The sequence below is a fragment of the Rhodopseudomonas infernalis genome (genome assembly GCF_022271405.1).
GTDB lineage: Bacteria > Pseudomonadota > Alphaproteobacteria > Rhizobiales > Xanthobacteraceae > Rhodopseudomonas > Rhodopseudomonas infernalis.
In genome coordinates, this window is record NZ_JAJNAL010000004.1 from 132,710 (window position 1) to 147,662 (window position 14,953).

At 66.3% G+C, this 14,953-nt stretch carries 16 protein-coding genes, 1 tRNA gene and 1 riboswitch; of the genes, 6 read left to right on the plus strand and 11 right to left on the minus strand.

All coding sequences use genetic code 11. The features are described from left to right. On the plus strand, positions 1-966 hold the full coding sequence (locus LPW26_RS04975; RefSeq protein WP_238733173.1) for an SGNH/GDSL hydrolase family protein: 966 nt from the start codon (positions 1-3) through the stop codon (positions 964-966). 15 nt (positions 967-981) lie between these two features. Here LPW26_RS04975 and LPW26_RS04980 read toward each other — a convergent pair whose 3' ends face one another. Further along, positions 982-1,629 carry a L,D-transpeptidase gene (locus LPW26_RS04980; protein ID WP_238733174.1) on the minus strand — a complete coding sequence of 216 codons (648 nt, stop codon included), beginning with the start codon at positions 1,627-1,629 and terminating at the stop codon, positions 982-984. Positions 1,630-2,000: 371 nt separating this feature from the next. Further along, positions 2,001-3,242, minus strand: coding sequence for an O-succinylhomoserine sulfhydrylase (locus LPW26_RS04985; protein ID WP_238733175.1), 1,242 nt, complete (start codon positions 3,240-3,242; stop codon positions 2,001-2,003). Between the two features lie 74 nt (positions 3,243-3,316). Continuing rightward, positions 3,317-3,396, minus strand: a riboswitch (SAM riboswitch). Positions 3,397-3,502: 106 nt separating this feature from the next. Between LPW26_RS04985 and LPW26_RS04990 the strand changes: the two genes are divergently transcribed. Further along, positions 3,503-4,609, plus strand: a complete 1,107-nt coding sequence (locus LPW26_RS04990; RefSeq protein ID WP_238733176.1) for a 2'-deoxycytidine 5'-triphosphate deaminase — start codon at positions 3,503-3,505, stop codon at positions 4,607-4,609. Between the two features lie 110 nt (positions 4,610-4,719). Here the strand turns inward: LPW26_RS04990 and LPW26_RS04995 are convergent, their stop codons facing one another. Continuing rightward, positions 4,720-5,340 carry a Uma2 family endonuclease gene (locus tag LPW26_RS04995; RefSeq protein WP_238733177.1) on the minus strand — a complete coding sequence of 207 codons (621 nt, stop codon included), beginning with the start codon at positions 5,338-5,340 and terminating at the stop codon, positions 4,720-4,722. Positions 5,341-5,421: 81 nt separating this feature from the next. Then, a complete protein-coding gene (locus LPW26_RS05000) occupies positions 5,422-6,765 on the minus strand; it encodes a PQQ-dependent sugar dehydrogenase (RefSeq protein WP_238733178.1) in 1,344 nt (447 codons plus the stop codon). Positions 6,766-6,910: 145 nt separating this feature from the next. Here LPW26_RS05000 and LPW26_RS05005 point away from each other — a divergent pair, with 145 nt between their 5' ends. Both LPW26_RS05005 and LPW26_RS05010 read left to right on the plus strand, forming a co-directional pair. Next, positions 6,911-7,951 carry a hypothetical protein gene (locus LPW26_RS05005; protein ID WP_238733179.1) on the plus strand — a complete coding sequence of 347 codons (1,041 nt, stop codon included), beginning with the start codon at positions 6,911-6,913 and terminating at the stop codon, positions 7,949-7,951. A gap of 114 nt (positions 7,952-8,065) precedes the next feature. After that, the gene (locus LPW26_RS05010) at positions 8,066-9,517 is read left to right on the plus strand and encodes an MATE family efflux transporter (protein ID WP_238733180.1); all 1,452 of its coding nucleotides are present in this window, start codon (positions 8,066-8,068) and stop codon (positions 9,515-9,517) included. 11 nt (positions 9,518-9,528) lie between these two features. Here the strand turns inward: LPW26_RS05010 and LPW26_RS05015 are convergent, their stop codons facing one another. Then, complete coding sequence (locus LPW26_RS05015; RefSeq protein ID WP_238733181.1) at positions 9,529-10,107, minus strand: methylated-DNA--[protein]-cysteine S-methyltransferase; 579 nt, start codon at positions 10,105-10,107, stop codon at positions 9,529-9,531. A gap of 200 nt (positions 10,108-10,307) precedes the next feature. On the opposite strand from LPW26_RS05015, the gene LPW26_RS05020 reads away from it, so the two are divergent. Together LPW26_RS05020 and LPW26_RS05025 are read left to right on the plus strand one after the other, a co-directional pair. Then, positions 10,308-10,381 (plus strand) — tRNA-Gly (locus LPW26_RS05020). Between the two features lie 228 nt (positions 10,382-10,609). Then, positions 10,610-11,815, plus strand: coding sequence for a Fic family protein (locus LPW26_RS05025; RefSeq protein ID WP_238733182.1), 1,206 nt, complete (start codon positions 10,610-10,612; stop codon positions 11,813-11,815). Between the two features lie 62 nt (positions 11,816-11,877). Here LPW26_RS05025 and LPW26_RS05030 read toward each other — a convergent pair whose 3' ends face one another. Genes LPW26_RS05030 through LPW26_RS05055 form a run of 6 tightly spaced genes read right to left on the minus strand, consistent with a single transcriptional unit; the run spans position 11,878 to position 14,944 of the window. Beyond that, positions 11,878-12,105, minus strand: coding sequence for a hypothetical protein (locus LPW26_RS05030; RefSeq protein ID WP_238733183.1), 228 nt, complete (start codon positions 12,103-12,105; stop codon positions 11,878-11,880). Then, on the minus strand, positions 12,102-12,512 hold the full coding sequence (locus LPW26_RS05035; protein WP_238733184.1) for a DUF4440 domain-containing protein: 411 nt from the start codon (positions 12,510-12,512) through the stop codon (positions 12,102-12,104). The genes LPW26_RS05030 and LPW26_RS05035 overlap by 4 nt, the downstream gene beginning before the upstream one ends. 38 nt (positions 12,513-12,550) lie before the next feature. Continuing rightward, complete coding sequence (locus LPW26_RS05040; RefSeq protein ID WP_238733185.1) at positions 12,551-13,117, minus strand: nuclear transport factor 2 family protein; 567 nt, start codon at positions 13,115-13,117, stop codon at positions 12,551-12,553. 38 nt (positions 13,118-13,155) lie between these two features. Then, on the minus strand, positions 13,156-13,680 hold the full coding sequence (locus LPW26_RS05045) for a flavin reductase (RefSeq protein WP_238733186.1): 525 nt from the start codon (positions 13,678-13,680) through the stop codon (positions 13,156-13,158). Between the two features lie 8 nt (positions 13,681-13,688). Next, the gene (locus LPW26_RS05050) at positions 13,689-14,450 is read right to left on the minus strand and encodes an SDR family NAD(P)-dependent oxidoreductase (protein ID WP_238733187.1); all 762 of its coding nucleotides are present in this window, start codon (positions 14,448-14,450) and stop codon (positions 13,689-13,691) included. After that, on the minus strand, positions 14,447-14,944 hold the full coding sequence (locus LPW26_RS05055) for an aromatic-ring-hydroxylating dioxygenase subunit beta (RefSeq protein ID WP_238733188.1): 498 nt from the start codon (positions 14,942-14,944) through the stop codon (positions 14,447-14,449). Before LPW26_RS05055 ends, LPW26_RS05050 begins: the two co-directional genes overlap by 4 nt. Positions 14,945-14,953: the final 9 nt, after the last annotated feature.

The window sequence follows — 14,953 nt, forward strand, 5'->3', positions numbered from 1 at the left end:
ATGAGGCGACGAGTTGGTTTAAAGTCCGCCGCCCTGGCTATCTGGGCGGCTTTGGCGTTTGGTGGTCTGACCTCGGGTGCCCTGGCGCAGACCGCCCGTCCCGAGCCTGCGCCGGCCCATGCCGATCGGACGCCGGCTCCCACTGAAGAAGCGCCGACAGCCGCTCCCGCCCAGAAAGGCATCGCCGGGCAGGCCATCGATAGGGTCAAGCAGGCCGCCAAACAGGCAGGCGATATTCTCACCCGCGTACCCTGCCTGCCTCCGAAGGGCGGCAGCAAGTCGATGGGGTCGCTACCCCACGTTGCCCGCAAGCTGGTCAACGGCGAGCCCGTGGTGATCGTGGCGTTCGGGTCGTCCTCGACCCAGGGCTACGGCTCGAGCTCACCGGCCCACAACTATCCCAACCGTCTCGCAGAGCGTCTGCGCCGGCAGTATCCGACCGCCGAAATCACCGTCATCAACAGCGGCAAGGGCGGCGAGGACGCGCCCGAGATGATGGCGCGGCTGAAGACCACGGTGCTCGACGCCAAGCCGGATCTGGTGATCTGGCAGGTCGGCACCAATGCGATTCTGCGCAACCTCGATCCGGCCGAGACCGGCAAGCTGGTCGAGGAAGGCATCGCGGCGATCCAGGCCGCCGGCGCCGACATCGTGCTGGTCGACCCGCAATACGCGCCGCGCGTCAACGAACGGGCCGAGAGCGCCGGCAAGATGATTGCAGCGCTCGGCCGGCTCGCCGAGCTGCGCCGCGTCGGAATCTTTCCGCGCTTCGAAGTGATGAAGGAATGGCACGAACGACAGGCGCTGCCGTTCGACAGCTTCGTCATCGCCGACGGGCTGCACATGAACGATTGGGGTTACGCCTGCTTCGCCCAACTGCTGGCCGACGACATCATCCGCTCGGTCGGCCAGATCAAGCTCGGCGTCACCGTGCCGGCCGATATCCGCGCGTATCGGCCGATGTGAGCCGAGGCCAGTTTCTCAGCGCACCACCACCTTGGAACCTGCCGGCACCCGCTCGTAGAGATCCACGACGTCCTGGTTGAGCATCCGGATGCAGCCGGACGACACCGCCTCGCCGATCGTCCACGGCTCGGTGGTGCCGTGGATGCGGAACATCGTGTCCTTGCCGCCGCGGTAGAGATACAGCGCCCGCGGCCCGAGCGGATTGTTGACGCCGCCCGACATGCCGCCGGCGAGCTTGCCGTAGCGCTCCGGCTCACGCGCGATCATGTTGGCGGTCGGGGCCCAGTTCGGCCACTCGGCCTTGCGCCCGACCTCAGCTGTGCCGGTGAAGGCCAGCCCGGCCTTGCCGACGCCGACGCCGTAGCGCAGCGCCTTGCCGTCCTCCAGCACCAGATAAAGGAACCGCTTGCGCGGCTCGACTACGATGGTTCCGGGGCGCTCGCTGCCGGTGTAGTCCACCACCTGCCGCACATAAGCCGGGTTGAGGTCGCCGGCATCGATGCCGTCTATCGGAAACTTTTCGGTGTCGATCGCAGCGTAACGAGCCGCGACTGCCGGGCTGACCAGCGACGGCGCGATCCCGATCGACGATCGTGAATTGGTGACGCAGCCGCCGAGCGTGAGCGCGGCGGCAGCGAGAACAAGCAGGGCGGAGAATTTCATCGGGATGTTCGGCTTCGCTGACTTTGCTTGCTGACGGCAGCGCCTCGACCATCACCTTGCGCGAGCGCGGCGTCGGCGCGGCCGCGACATGGTCGGACCCATCGCTGCGTCGTCACCGAGGCAGCTCGCAGGTGATAGCATCGCCGGACGCCGCCGCGACCCTTCGCAACTGCGGCATGTCGACGCCTGCGAGTTCCGTGTGTGCTGCCGCTGCAACTAATCGCGCGCGAGCGCCGCGTAGTCGGCGATCGTATTGATCGATGATATGCCCCCGCCATGGCCGCGATAAGCCCGGCCATGACCGAAGTGATAATGGAACTACACGGCCTCGCGGGCGATCTGTTCGGTGCGCTCGGCGGAGACTCTCGAACTCACACCTTCTCCAGCGACGCGGTCAGATCCTCGATCAGATCGTCCTTGTGCTCGAGGCCGGCCGAGTAGCGGATGAAGCCTTCGCTGATTCCGAGTTCGGCACGGGCCTCCGGCTTCAGCCGCTGATGCGTGGTCGTCGCCGGATGGGTGACGAGGCTCTTGGCATCGCCGAGATTGTTGCTGATCTTGATCAGCTTCAGTCCGTTGAGGAAGCGGAACGCCTCGGCCTTGCCGCCCTTCACCTCGAAGCCGATCAGCGTCGAGCCGGCGCCCATCTGCTTCTTCACGGTGGCGGCCTGTGGATGGTCGGCGCGGCCGGGATAGATCAGCCGGCCGATCTTCGGATGGCCTGCGAGCGCGTCGGCGATCGCTGCGGCGGTCTCGGTCTGCTGGCGAACCCGTACGCTCAAGGTCTCGAGACCCTTCAGCAGCACCCAGGCGTTGAACGGCGACAGCGACGGGCCGGTCTGGCGCAGATACATCTGGATGTGTTCCTCGATGAACGCCTGCGACGACAGCACCACGCCGCCGAGACAGCGGCCCTGGCCATCGATGTGCTTAGTGGCGGAGTAAACCACGACGTCGGCGCCGAGTTCGAGCGGGCTCTGCCAGATCGGCGTCGCGAACACGTTGTCGACGACGAGGCGCGCGCCGCCCGCATGGGCGATCTCGGCGATCGCGCCGATGTCGAGCACGTCGAGCGTCGGATTGGTCGGGCTTTCGAGGAAGAACGTCTTGGTGTTCGGCCGCACGGCACGCTGCCACTGGTCGAGATCGAGGCCGTCGACCAGCGTCGACTCGATGCCATAGCGCGGTAACAGGTCTTCGACCACGTAGCGGCACGAGCCGAACATCGCCTTCGAGGCCACGACGTGATCGCCGGCGCGCAGCGGCGCCAGGATAGCTGCAGTCACGGCGGCCATGCCGGTGGCGGTGGCGCGTGCGGTCTCGGCACCCTCGAACTCCGCCATCCGCTGCTCGAAGCTGAACACCGTCGGATTGGAGAACCGCGAATACTGGAAGCCGGCGTCGTCGCCGGTGAAGCGCGCCTCGCACTGCTCGGCGCTGTCGTAGACGAAGCCCTGGGTGAGAAACAGCGCTTCGGAGGTCTCGCCATATTGCGAGCGCAGGCTGCCGGAATGCACCAGCCGGGTCTCGCGGCGATAATGCGCGGTGTCGGGGATGGCGATCGAGGGCTTCGAATCGGCGGGCTTTTGATCGGGCGTATGGGTCTCGGACATGTGGTCTCCGTCGTGACCACACCGACTGATGCGGGCACAAAAAAACCGGCCTGGAAAAATTTCCACAAGCCGGGATCACACTGTCCCCGGCCTGTTTAGCGACTTGTTTAACGTGGCTGCAAGCCGGCCGGCTCAAATCACCACGGGATAAGTTGGCTCATAATCCTCCGCACACTTCCCGTCAAGCCGGCCTTCGGATAACCGATGAAATCCAGTATTTTCCACGTCTGGCGGCCAGCGCCGTCGTGAGGATCGCCGCCGTGCCGTTTGCGTTGCCGCCCAATGCCGATGGGATTTTACCCGACCGTATGATTGCGGCGATGACCGAGGCCGGGCTGATCCTGCCTGAATATCCGTTCGTCGAAAGCCAGATCCAGCCGGCGAGCCTCGACCTGCGGCTCGGCGGCATCGCCTACCGGGTCCGCGCCAGCTTCCTGCCGGGACCGGACTGCACGGTGGCCGAGCGGATCGACGAATTGAAGCTGCACGAGATCGACCTGTCGGACGGCGCTGTGCTCGAGACCAACTGCGTCTACATCGTGCCGCTGCTGGAGAGTCTGGCGCTGCCGCGCAATATCGTCGCCGCCGCCAATCCGAAAAGCTCGACCGGTCGGCTCGACGTGTTCACGCGCGTGATCGCCGACGGCACCCGCCGGTTCGACATGATCGGCGCCGGCTATCACGGTCCCCTTTACGCCGAGATCAGCCCCAAGACCTTCCCGGTGCTGCTGCGCGAGGGATCGCGGCTGTCGCAGGTCCGCTTCCGTGTGGGGCACGCGACGCTCGACGCCGACGAACTCGACGCGCTGCACGATGCCGAGCGACTGGTGGACAGCGACGACGCTGACCTCAACGGCGGCGTCGCGCTCAGCGTCGACCTGTCCGGCGCCAATGCCAACGGCTTCGTTGGATACCGCGCCAAGCGGCACACCGGCGTGGTCGATATCGACCGCCGCGGCGGCTACGCAGTCGGCGAGTTCTGGGAGCCGATCGCGGCGCGGCCGGACGGCACGCTGATCCTCGATCCCGGCGAGTTCTACATCCTGGCGTCGAAGGAAGCCGTGCAGGTGCCGCCGGACTACGCCGCCGAGATGGTGCCGTTCGATCCCTTGGTCGGTGAGTTCCGCGTGCACTATGCCGGCTTCTTCGACCCCGGTTTCGGTTACGAGGGCGCCGGCGGCCTCGGCTCACGCGCGGTACTGGAAGTCCGCTCGCGCGAAGTGCCGTTCATCCTCGAACACGGCCAGATCGTCGGCCGTCTGATCTATGAAAAAATGCTGTCGCGCCCCGACGCGATGTACGGCCAGCGCATCGGCTCGAACTATCAGGGCCAGAGCCTGAAGCTGAGCAAGCATTTCAAGGTGTAGTCAGTGTCGCATCCGTAGGGTGGGCAAAGGCGCGCAGCGCCGTGCCCACGCGGGTCGCCTTCAACTTTGATCCTTCGCAACGATGGTGGGCACGCTTCGCTCTGCCCACCCTACGGCCTCTGCTTGCGTGGTCGGAGCGGTGTGCCGTCGTAGAGTTCGCCAAGCGGGCATCTCACGCCGAACGCGGGAAGATGTAGTTCGGCCTCGCCTCCGCTCAGCGTTGACGACTGCCAGTCATCGCCGATCCTGAGGTCGACCTCGGCTTCAATACGGTCCTGCTGAATGATCAAGACAGCCTCGCAAAGGGCGTGCGCGCGATAGATCCGCCGTTTGACGTCGATCCATGGCTCCCGCAGCTTCGGCACCCCAATCTCGTCGCTGATCGATACGATTTCCGCGAGAAGGTAGGCGCGGCTTACAAAGCGCTGGTCCTCGTCGAAATCTGCATCGATCACCGCCACATCCGGTTCGGGGCGGTAGTTGCCGGAATTGAACTCAAGTCCGGGGCGCTGCACGGCAACCCACGGCGCATTCCGCTGCTCAAGTTTTGCGTTGAGCACGCGTTCGAGGTTGGAGGCAATCCGATTGTGGACCAGCGTTGGCGGCGTCATCATCATCGGCACACCTGCCAACAGCTCCCACCGCTCATGGTCCGGTCGCCGCTCCTGGAAGGAACGGAATTCGGCGACCGACATCTGGCCAGAAATTGTTTCCGGAACCGCAATGCCCATGGTGTTTCAGGCCCGCGTGGGAGTTCAATTGCGCATAAGTCTAGGCCGATCGAGATCCACCCGCAATGAGCCCGCGCTACGCTACCTCGCCGCCTGCTCGCTGCCCGCTGGCTTCACCCGCCACACCGAGTTGCTGACATCGTCGGCGACCAGCAGGGCGCCGCGCTGGTCGAGCGCGACGCCGACAGGGCGGCCGAGGGCTTCGCCCTTGTCGTTGAGGAAGCCGGTGAGGATGTCGCGCGGCGGACCGGAGGGTTGGCCGTCCTTGAACGGCACGTAGATCACCTTGTAGCCGGAATGCGGCTTGCGATTCCACGAGCCGTGCTGGCCGACGAAGGCGCCGCCCTTCATCTCGGCGGGGAACAGGTCGCCGGTGTTGAAGGCGAGGCCGAGCGAGGCGGTGTGGTTGCCGAGCGCGTAGTCCGGCTTGATCGCCTTGGCCACGAGATCGGGACGCGGCGGCTTTATCCGCTCGTCGACGTTCTGGCCGAAATAACTGTAGGGCCAGCCATAGAACGCGCCGTCCTGCACCGAGGTCATGTAGTCCGGCACCAGATCGCTGCCGATCTCGTCGCGCTCGTTGACCACGACCCACAGCTTGCCGGTCTGAGGCTCCCAGGCCGGGCCGTTCGGATTGCGCAGGCCCGTCGCGAACAGCCGCGTCGCGCCGCTCTGGCGATCGACTTCGATCACCGCGGCGCGGTTGACCTCCTGGTCCATGCCATGTTCGCCGACATTGCTGTTGGAGCCGGCGGTCGCATACAGCTTGCTGCCGTCCGGGCTCGCCACCAGGTCCTTGGTCCAGTGATGGTTGAGCGGACCGCCGGGCAGCTCGGCGAGCTTGGTGCCGGGCGTGGTGATACGCGTATCGCCCGGATTGTAGGTGAAGCGCATGATACCGTCGGTGTTGGCGACGTAGAAGTCGGTGCCGACCAGCGCCATGCCGAACGGCGAATTCAGGCCGTCGAGGAACGTGGTGCGGAGTTCCGCCACGCCGTCGCCGTCGGCGTCACGCAGCAGGGTGATGCGGTTGGCGCTCGGCGTGCGGGCGCCGGCCCGGCCCATCACATACTCGGCGACGATGCGCTTGATCGTCTTGCCCTGCTCAGGGCGCTCCGGCGCATTGGTCTCGGCGACCAGCACGTCGCCGTTCGGCAGCACGTGCAGCGTGCGCGGATGGTCGAGCCCCTGGGCAAACGCCGTCACCGCCAGGCTGTCCGCCGGCTTCGGCTTGGCACCCTCGGCGAAGCGGACCGCCGGAGCGATGTTGACGGTCGGCAGCAGCTGGCTCTTCGGCTCCGGCAGCTTCGGCGACGGACCGTAATCTTCACCCTTTGCGATCTGGGTCTGGTCGCCGCAGGCCGCCAGCGGCAGCGTCACGGCGAGACACAAGGCAAGGCGGCTGATCGTGACGGGTCGGCGCATCAATTTTCTCCACTCAGGAACCACGGCACGCCAATAGCGCAGCCAGGGTTGCGTTCGCCTAAAGGCCATGAAAAATCTGTGAGGCGGCCTGCTGTGATGACGCAGCGACAAAATGACAAAGATGGCTGCGGGAACGGGAGACGAAATGTCCGACGCCGAACGCAAGGCGCAGTGGCGGCGCTGGCGCAGCGTGGCTGATCTGTACCACGCCTGCTTCACCGGGCTGGTGCTGACACTGGTCAGCCGGCGCGGCACGCCGGACGCCGCCGAATTCGTGTTCAGGGTGTTTCGCCGCCAGCAGCAGGAAAGGTTCGTCCCCGGCCTCGCCAAGCTAGGCCTGAGCCATCTGCCGCCTGCGGTCGCGGCCGCGCAGTATCACTATCTGTCGAACTGGATCGGCGGCGTCCACGTCGAATACATGCATGAGAGCGACCGCAAGGCGTGGATCCGCTACCCGCCGCCGCGCTGGATCTGGCGCGGGACGGCGATCTGCGGCGTGCCGGGCGAGGTGTCCAAGGCGATGCTGCGCGGCTGGCACGGCAATAACGGCATCGCGCTCGGCCACCCCAGCCTGGGCTTCGTCTGCACCAAGCAGAGCGTCGACGGCCAGGACGGGCTCGAAGGCTATTACTACGACGACGATCATCCGCTCGAGCCGGACCAGCGCGTGGTGTTCGCGCGGCATCTCGAAGCGCCGCTGTTCGATGCCGCGCAGGCGCCGGCGCTGCCGGTCGAGAGCTGGCCGCGGCCGCGGCTGGAGAAGGCCTACCGCAACTACGCGATGGAATATGTCCGCACCGCCGCTCCGGTCGCCGTGCAGCTGTTCGGCCCGATCGATGCCGGCTATCTGCTGCACCTCACCGGCAAGCTGATCGGCATGCAGTCGTACGACGACCTCGCCCCCGGTCTCGGCGAAACCGGACGCGACACGGCGGGGTTTGCGCGGCTGCTGCAGGCGCTGCTCGCCGCACAGGGTGACGAGGCCGAGTTGCGCGACACCGGCGACGGCTTCGAGCTGCGACAGCAGCGCTGGACGCTGATGGACGGCGTAGATGATGTCCATCCGGCCTGCGTGCGGGTGCTGGAGGGGTTGGTCGAGGGACTGGCTGCGGCTTGCGGGCGGCGGATCGCGGCCGGGTTGTCGCAGCCCGCCGGCGTGTCGTCGCTGGTCTGGCGGGTCGGTTGACGGCGCCCTGATCTCTCCGGCTTTCACCTATGCGTCCGGCGCGCTCGCTTTGCGGCCGATCAATGCTAGGAACGAGCCGAGGCACGGCAGTCAGATCGGGCCCCGGAGGAAACGATGTCCGACGTCGCCGTCGCCGAATTGCCGCCCGTTGCGGCCGAGCCGCTGCTGCGGCCCGGTGCCGAGCCGCCGCCTCCGCCGAAAAATCCGCTGCTTGACGACGCCATCCTGCCGACGCTGCTGCGGCTGTCCTGGCCCAACATGCTGGCGCTCACCGCCGGCACCTGCGTGGTGGTGGCGGAGACGTCCTATATCGGCCGGCTCGGCACCGAGGCGCTGGCTGCCATGGCGCTGGTGTTCCCGTTCGTGATCCTGACGATGACGATGTCGGGCGGCGCGATGGGCGGCGGCGTCGCTTCCGCGATTGCCCGCGCGCTCGGTTCCGGCGATCGGGATCGTGCCGCCACGCTGGCCATGCACGCGCTGCTGATCGGACTGTGCTTCGGCCTGGTCTTCACGCTCGGCATGCTGATCTTCGGCGCCAGGGCGCTGGAGCTGCTCGGCGGACGCGGCAACGTGCTGGCGCAGGCGATCGGCTACGTCCAGATCTTCTTCGCCGGCGCGGTGGTGCCGTGGCTGATGAATACGCTCGCGGCGATCCTGCGCGGCACCGGCAATATGAAGCTGCCGTCGCTGATGATCCTGATTTCGGCGATGCTGCAGGTCGTGCTCGGCGGCGTGCTCGGGCTTGGGTTCGGGCCGATTCCGAGCTTCGGCATGCCGGGCGTCGCGGCCGGCACACTGATCGCATTCTCGACCGGCACCGCGGTGATGGCCTGGTACATCTTCTCCGGCCGTGCCCGGGTGCAGCCCACCCTCAAGGGGCTGCAGATCGAGCGAGGGATGTTCGTCGACATCCTCAAGGTCGGCGCGGTGGCGTGCTTCACGCCGCTGCAATCGGTACTCACCATCATCATCTTCACCCACATGCTGGCGCATTTCGGCACCGCGATCCTCGCCGGCTTCGGCATCGGCGCGCGGCTCGAATTCATGCTGACATCGATGGCGTTCGCGGTCGGCATCGCCTCGGTGCCGATGATCGGCATGGCGATCGGCGCCGGGCAGATCAAGCGGGCGCGGCGCATTGCCTGGACCGCGGCGCTGGTGTCGTTTCTCACCGTCGGCGTGGTCGGCAGCGCGATCGCGTTCTTTCCACATCTGTGGGTCGATCTCTTCACCAGCGACCCGGACGTCAAGCTCGCCGGCGAGCGCTATTTGCAGGCGGCGGCGCCGTTCTATGCGTTCATCGGCCTGTCGATCTCGCTGTACTTCTCCGCCCAGGGGGCCGCCAAGGTGCTCGGGCCGGTGCTGGCGCAGACCGTGCGGCTGATCTTCGTCGTCATCGGCGGCTGGCTGCTGACGGTCAATCACGGCACCGCCGCCAACTTCTTCGCGCTCGCGGCCGCCTCGATGGTGCTGCTCGGCCTCGGCTGCGCCTTCAGCGTTCTGGTGACGCGGTGGGAGCCGAAGAAGATCGCGGTGATCACCCCGCCGACGATCGTCGGCTGAGGACGCTGCGCTCAGCGCTCGGGCTGGCGCGGCGCGGCGGCGAGTAGCACGTCGAACAGGCTCGGGCCGCCGGCGGCGAGCGCCCCTTCCATCGCCAGCAACCGGCGCCGGGTGATGACGCCGCCGTTGGCGCAGATGCCGCTGGTGTCGCCGGCGGTCTGCAGCGCGCGATGGCACGGCACGATCAGCGCGAACGGATTGCGGCGGATCGCATGCCCGACCGCATGCAGCGCACCGGACGAGCCGACCCGCTGGGCGAGGTCGGCGTGGGTGGCGGTCTCGCCGCGCGGGATCGCCCGGATGGCGTCATAGACCCGGCAGTCGAACGCGGGCAGGCCGCCAAGATCGAGCTGAATGTCGGAAAAATCCGCCGGCGCGCCCCGCAGGATGGCGGCGATGCCGGCGATCGCGCCCGCGGCCTCTGGGGTCGGCCGGCTCTCGCGGGCGTCGGGACATTGCCGCAGCAGGCGGCGGCGGGTGTCGATCTCGCGGCTCTCGGCGAGCTGGACGGCCAGGATGCCGTCATCGCCCCATGCGATCCCGCACCGGCCCATCAACGTGTCGAAGATCGCGTACGCCGGCCCCACCATGGCCCAACTATAGCAACGGTAGGCGAGCGCGCATCTGGATTCTTAGCGAATCGTTAACTTCAGAATCCGTCGGCGCCGTTTGCATTGCGAAATCCGTCGGGTGGCCAAAACGGCCGCGTCAGCGGATCGCGTCGCAGCCCCTTGGCGGCGGCCGCCGTCTCGGCTAGATCAGGAGAGCCGGCCGCTTCGCGGCCAGGTGCGCGGGCGTAGTTCAATGGTAGAACGGCAGCTTCCCAAGCTGCATACGAGGGTTCGATTCCCTTCGCCCGCTCCAGCGGCTTTGTCCTCCCGTGTTGCCAAATCCTCTTTCAGATCGGCGTGGCCCGATAGCGTCGGCCCGCTGCGGGCGATATCGCATCTGTTGGCACGTGCAGCAGCCATGGCGGGGGATGCTGGCTAAGGCAAAAAGCCAAATCAAGCGCCGCCGCGATCGCATCATGTTATGGTTTTTTTATAAAAACCAAATTATAGATTAGGAATTCGGCTCTTAGTTTGGGTTCCGATGAAACGCAGCGATCTCAGTCACACGATCCGCGAGACCCTGAAACGGCTGCCGCCGCCCTTTGAGGCCCATTACGGGGTCGTCCCGCCGGCGCCCCCTGAAGGTGGCGTAGTTGCGCCCGGGGCGACCACAGCCCTTGAAACCGCCCAAGCGGCGTTCGGCAAGGTCAACGCGATCGCGGCCCAGATGAAAGACCCCTACATCGTGAGCAGGGTCCTGACCCGGCGCGAGGCGGTCAGTTCGTCTTCGATCGAGGGGACACAAAGCACCCTCGACGAGCTGCTCTTCGTCGAGGAGACGGGCGACGACGGTGCCCGCGACGAAGCGCGACAGGTCCGCAACTACGCGGTCGCATTGGATGGGTTCATCCCGAAGGCCGCCAAGGACGGATACGGCGTCTTCACGATGGACTTGATCAAGGATCTCCATCGCGCCGTGATGAAGGACGACCCTGACTATCAGGACGTTCCTGGAGAATTCAGAACCCGCGTCGTGTGGATCGGTGGAAACAAGGACATCGCATATTCGAGCCTCAATCCCCCGCCGCCTGCCGATGTTCCGGACTGCCTCGCCCAGACGGTCGACTATCTTCGGAATGAGGGCATGCAGCAGATGACTCAGGGGTTCATCACGCGCATGGCGATCGCGCACACCCATTTCGAAGCCGTGCACCCGTTCCGCGACGGCAATGGACGTGTCGGTCGCCTCCTGCTTCCACTGATGATGGCTGCCGAAAAACATGTGCCGCTGTATCTCTCGCCTTACATCGAAAGCCGGAAAGGCGCGTACTACGCATCGCTGAAAGACGCTCAGCAGCGGCTCGATTGGGAGCCCATCATCACCTTCATGGCCGACGCTGTGACCGGCACTGTCGAAGAGCTGATGCGCACGCGGGCGGCCCTGTCTCAGCTCTCCGAGCGCTGGAGGAGGCGCCGAAAATTCCGAAAGGGGTCTGCGGCGCTGCGCACTCTGGATGAACTTCACAACTATCCGGTGGTGACGGCAAAGCGCCTCGGCCAGCTCCTTGATGTCACCCCAGCGCAGATCAATCAGGCGATCGCGCAATTACAGGAAGTCGGCATCCTGCAAGAAAAGACCGGATACGCGCGCAACCGGGTCTACGCGGCTTCAGAAGCTCTCGCCATCATCAACCGCCCGTTCGGCGAAGAGCCGATCCTTGCTGAAGTCGATCCTGACGAGGTCTGAGCGGGCCCGGCGAGGCCGTGAACGGCATTTCGCTAGCAACCCAGCGCCCGATCAACCCCCCGTCATTCCGGCTCGGCCTCCTTCAGAAAATCCGCCTCAAACAGGCCGGTGGCGTGGGCGCCGCCGTCGTCGATGCTCTCGATCCGGATCATGCGGCGGCCGAATGGGTCGTCCCATTGCTGGATGACGATCACCCGGAAGCCGTTGTAGCGATAGGTCTTCCACATCTCGGCCTCGGCCATCGGGTGTCCCTGCAGTCGCTCTGTCGTATCGGGCGTGACGGCGGTCACGGTGTCATCCAGGTCTCCTGCAGATGCCGCCAGACCGGCGTCGGGCGGTCGTCGCGCTTGATCAGCAGCGCGGTGGAGAGCCGGTCGGTGGTGCCGCTGTCCTGGATCTGGCGTTCGCGATAGGTGACGACCGCCGTGGTCTCGTCCTGGTAGCGCACCACGACGTCGCTGATCTCCATGATCAGCGTCGGGCGCGAGCCGCGCATGGTGGGCAGGCCGGCGGAGAACTGATCGAACGGCAGCACCTTGCCGGCTGGCGTCACCATGTTGAAGCCTTCGTCGAAGCGCGCGCGGATCGCCGCCGGATCGTCGCTGCCCTCGGCGCGGAACCAGGCCTGCAGCAGGCGGTGCAGTGCGTCGGCCTCGAGCGGTACGGCGTCGGCGAAAGCGGGCGTCGTCGTGGTCATCGCGAATCCTCTCTTGTCGTCCGAATCGGGTGGACGGGTCACGGCCGCATCAGCACGGATTTCTCCGGCACGCTTTCGGCCCAGCCCGGCTTTAGCGGCGCGACGAACAGATTTTCGGTGCGGGTGCGCGCGACCTTCCACACGCCGTCCTCCTTGCGGAACAGATTGTTCAGCCGGCTCGAGCGCAGCATCGCGGAGCCGTCGGTGAAGATCCAGGGCTGGCAGTGCACCCACTGGCCGTCGGCCTCGTCGCCGCGGACATGGATCTGCTCGGAGGTGAGATAGTGCACGTTCAGCACCAGTCCCGGAACCCGGGTCGGTCCCCAGAACGCCTCGAAGTGCTTGCGGATCGCGTCCTTGCCGACGCTGCGGCCGAACTGATTGTCGTAGTAAGCGCCGACGCCTTCCCAGATCGCGTCCTCGGTGTACAGGTCGAGGATTCGCTCGATCCGCTCGTCGTCATTGTCGACGCCGAATTCGGGGCAGGGCGTGTCGCACAGGAACATGTAGCGCGCCTGGATGCGGCGTATGTCGGCCTCTGCGCGCAAGGTCGCCACCTCGTCCTGCAGGGCGGTCACGGTGGCGGCGAGCTGGTCGAGATCCATCTGGGTTCCTCGGTTGATCGGGAGATTCGGAAGGCGCGTTATGGCGTGCAGGCGTGATGGAGGGCGGGCGCGGGCGGCGCGAGATCGTGATAGGCGCGGTTGAAGTAGATCAGCCCTTCGGGATGGGCGCCGAGCGCGATCGCCTGCACGCGGCAGAAGAACACGCTGTGGGTGCCGACCTCGGTGATCTGCGCGACGGTGCAGTCGAGGCTGACCACGGCGTCGGCAAGCGCCGGCGCGCCGGTAGTCAACATGCGCCACTGCGCGCCGGCAAAGCGGTCTTCCACCGGAATGCCGCCCTTGCCGAACAAGTTTGATAGATCCTGGTGCCGGCTCGCCAGCACGTTGACGCACAGCACGCCGTTCGCCGACAGCGCAGCGTGGACATTGGAGGCGCGGTTGACGCACACGAGCAACGTCGGCGGATCGTCGGTGACGCTGCACACGGCGGATGCAGTCAGCCCGTGCAGTCCGGCCGGGCCATCGGTGGTGATGATGTTCACGGCTGCGCCGAGCCGGCTCATCGCTTCGCGAAATTCGCTGCGTTCGACCGTGGTCATCATCGCCCGCCTCATCGCATGAACAGGCCGCCATTGACGTCCCAGGTCGCGCCGGAGACGAAGCCGGATTCCGGCGACGCCAGCTGCAGCACGAGCTGAGCGACGAAGGCGGGATCGCCGATGTCGCCGACCGGGATGTTGGCCTTGAACTCGGCGAAGCGTTCGGCCGGCACGGTCTTGTGCACGATAGGCAGGTCGAGCGGCCCGGGCGCGATCGCGTTCACGGTGACGCCGGCCTTGCCGAGATCGCGCGCGAATACTTTGGTCAGCGTGACGATGCCGCCCTTGGACGCAGCGTAGTGCGCGCCGGTGGCGGTGCCGCCATTCTGGCCGGCGAGCGACGCCATGTTGACGATCCGGCCGTGGCCGGAATCGCGGAAGTAAGCGCCGAACACCTGGCAGCCGAGAAACGTGCCGCGCAGATTGACGGCGATCACCTCGTCGAATTCCTCCGGCGAGATCTCCATCACCGGCCGGGCGACGGTGACGGCGGCGTTGTTGACCAGCACATGCGCGGCATTCCAGCGCGCCAGGATCGCGGCCAGCGCGGCGTCGAAGTCGCTCTTGCGGCGAACGTCGAGCTTCAGCGCGATCGCAGATTTGCCGGCAGGGTCGAGCCGGGCCGCGACGGCCTTGGCCGCCGCCTCGTTGATATCGCCGATCGCCACCCGATAGCCCGTGCCGTGCAGCGCCCCGGCGATGATCTCGCCGAGGCCGCCGCCACCGCCGGTGACCAGCGCGACGCGTCCCCCGCTCGTCGCCGCGGCGCTCATAGGATGTAGCCGATGCCGCCGAGCGCCTCGGTGGAGTTGATCAGCCAGACCACCTTGCGGGCGATCTGCAGACCGGTCGGACCTCGCACCAGACGATAGGTGACGTCGCCGGTGTAGGTCCGCTCGCGTCCGCGACGATATTCGGTGATGATCTGCGCGCAGCGCAGCTCGCAGGAGGCTTCGTCCGCGTGCAGCAGGCGGAAGCGCGACAGCGAGCGCACCGTGCGGGCCACCGGCGAGGCCGAGACCGACTGGCCGCTGAGCAGCCGGTCGACGCGCTTCTTGCGCATCTCGTGATCGTCATAGGCGTAGTTCACGGCGTTCTCGAAATCGGTGACGCCGGGTTCGATAGGCACGATGTAGCGGGCGTCGTCGGTCCACAGCGCCAGCCACTCCTCATAGACGGCGTGGTCGAGCAGATCGGCCTCAGTCCAGGCGAATTCCATCGCCTCGGCAAGCGTGATGGTCGCAGCGGTGGTGGTGGGAATTGTCATGGCGATGTT

Coding starts and splice junctions, on each gene's coding strand:
- LPW26_RS04975 (WP_238733173.1), top strand. CDS start 1: ATGAGGCGACGAGTTGGTTTAAAGTCCGCCGCCCTGGCTATCTGGGCG.
- LPW26_RS04980 (WP_238733174.1), bottom strand. CDS start 1,629: ATGAAATTCTCCGCCCTGCTTGTTCTCGCTGCCGCCGCGCTCACGCTC.
- LPW26_RS04985 (WP_238733175.1), bottom strand. CDS start 3,242: ATGTCCGAGACCCATACGCCCGATCAAAAGCCCGCCGATTCGAAGCCC.
- LPW26_RS04995 (WP_238733177.1), bottom strand. CDS start 5,340: ATGGGCATTGCGGTTCCGGAAACAATTTCTGGCCAGATGTCGGTCGCC.
- LPW26_RS05000 (WP_238733178.1), bottom strand. CDS start 6,765: ATGCGCCGACCCGTCACGATCAGCCGCCTTGCCTTGTGTCTCGCCGTG.
- LPW26_RS05005 (WP_238733179.1), top strand. CDS start 6,911: ATGTCCGACGCCGAACGCAAGGCGCAGTGGCGGCGCTGGCGCAGCGTG.
- LPW26_RS05010 (WP_238733180.1), top strand. CDS start 8,066: ATGTCCGACGTCGCCGTCGCCGAATTGCCGCCCGTTGCGGCCGAGCCG.
- LPW26_RS05015 (WP_238733181.1), bottom strand. CDS start 10,107: ATGGTGGGGCCGGCGTACGCGATCTTCGACACGTTGATGGGCCGGTGC.
- LPW26_RS05025 (WP_238733182.1), top strand. CDS start 10,610: ATGAAACGCAGCGATCTCAGTCACACGATCCGCGAGACCCTGAAACGG.
- LPW26_RS05035 (WP_238733184.1), bottom strand. CDS start 12,512: ATGACCACGACGACGCCCGCTTTCGCCGACGCCGTACCGCTCGAGGCC.
- LPW26_RS05040 (WP_238733185.1), bottom strand. CDS start 13,117: ATGGATCTCGACCAGCTCGCCGCCACCGTGACCGCCCTGCAGGACGAG.
- LPW26_RS05045 (WP_238733186.1), bottom strand. CDS start 13,680: ATGATGACCACGGTCGAACGCAGCGAATTTCGCGAAGCGATGAGCCGG.
- LPW26_RS05050 (WP_238733187.1), bottom strand. CDS start 14,450: ATGAGCGCCGCGGCGACGAGCGGGGGACGCGTCGCGCTGGTCACCGGC.
- LPW26_RS05055 (WP_238733188.1), bottom strand. CDS start 14,944: ATGACAATTCCCACCACCACCGCTGCGACCATCACGCTTGCCGAGGCG.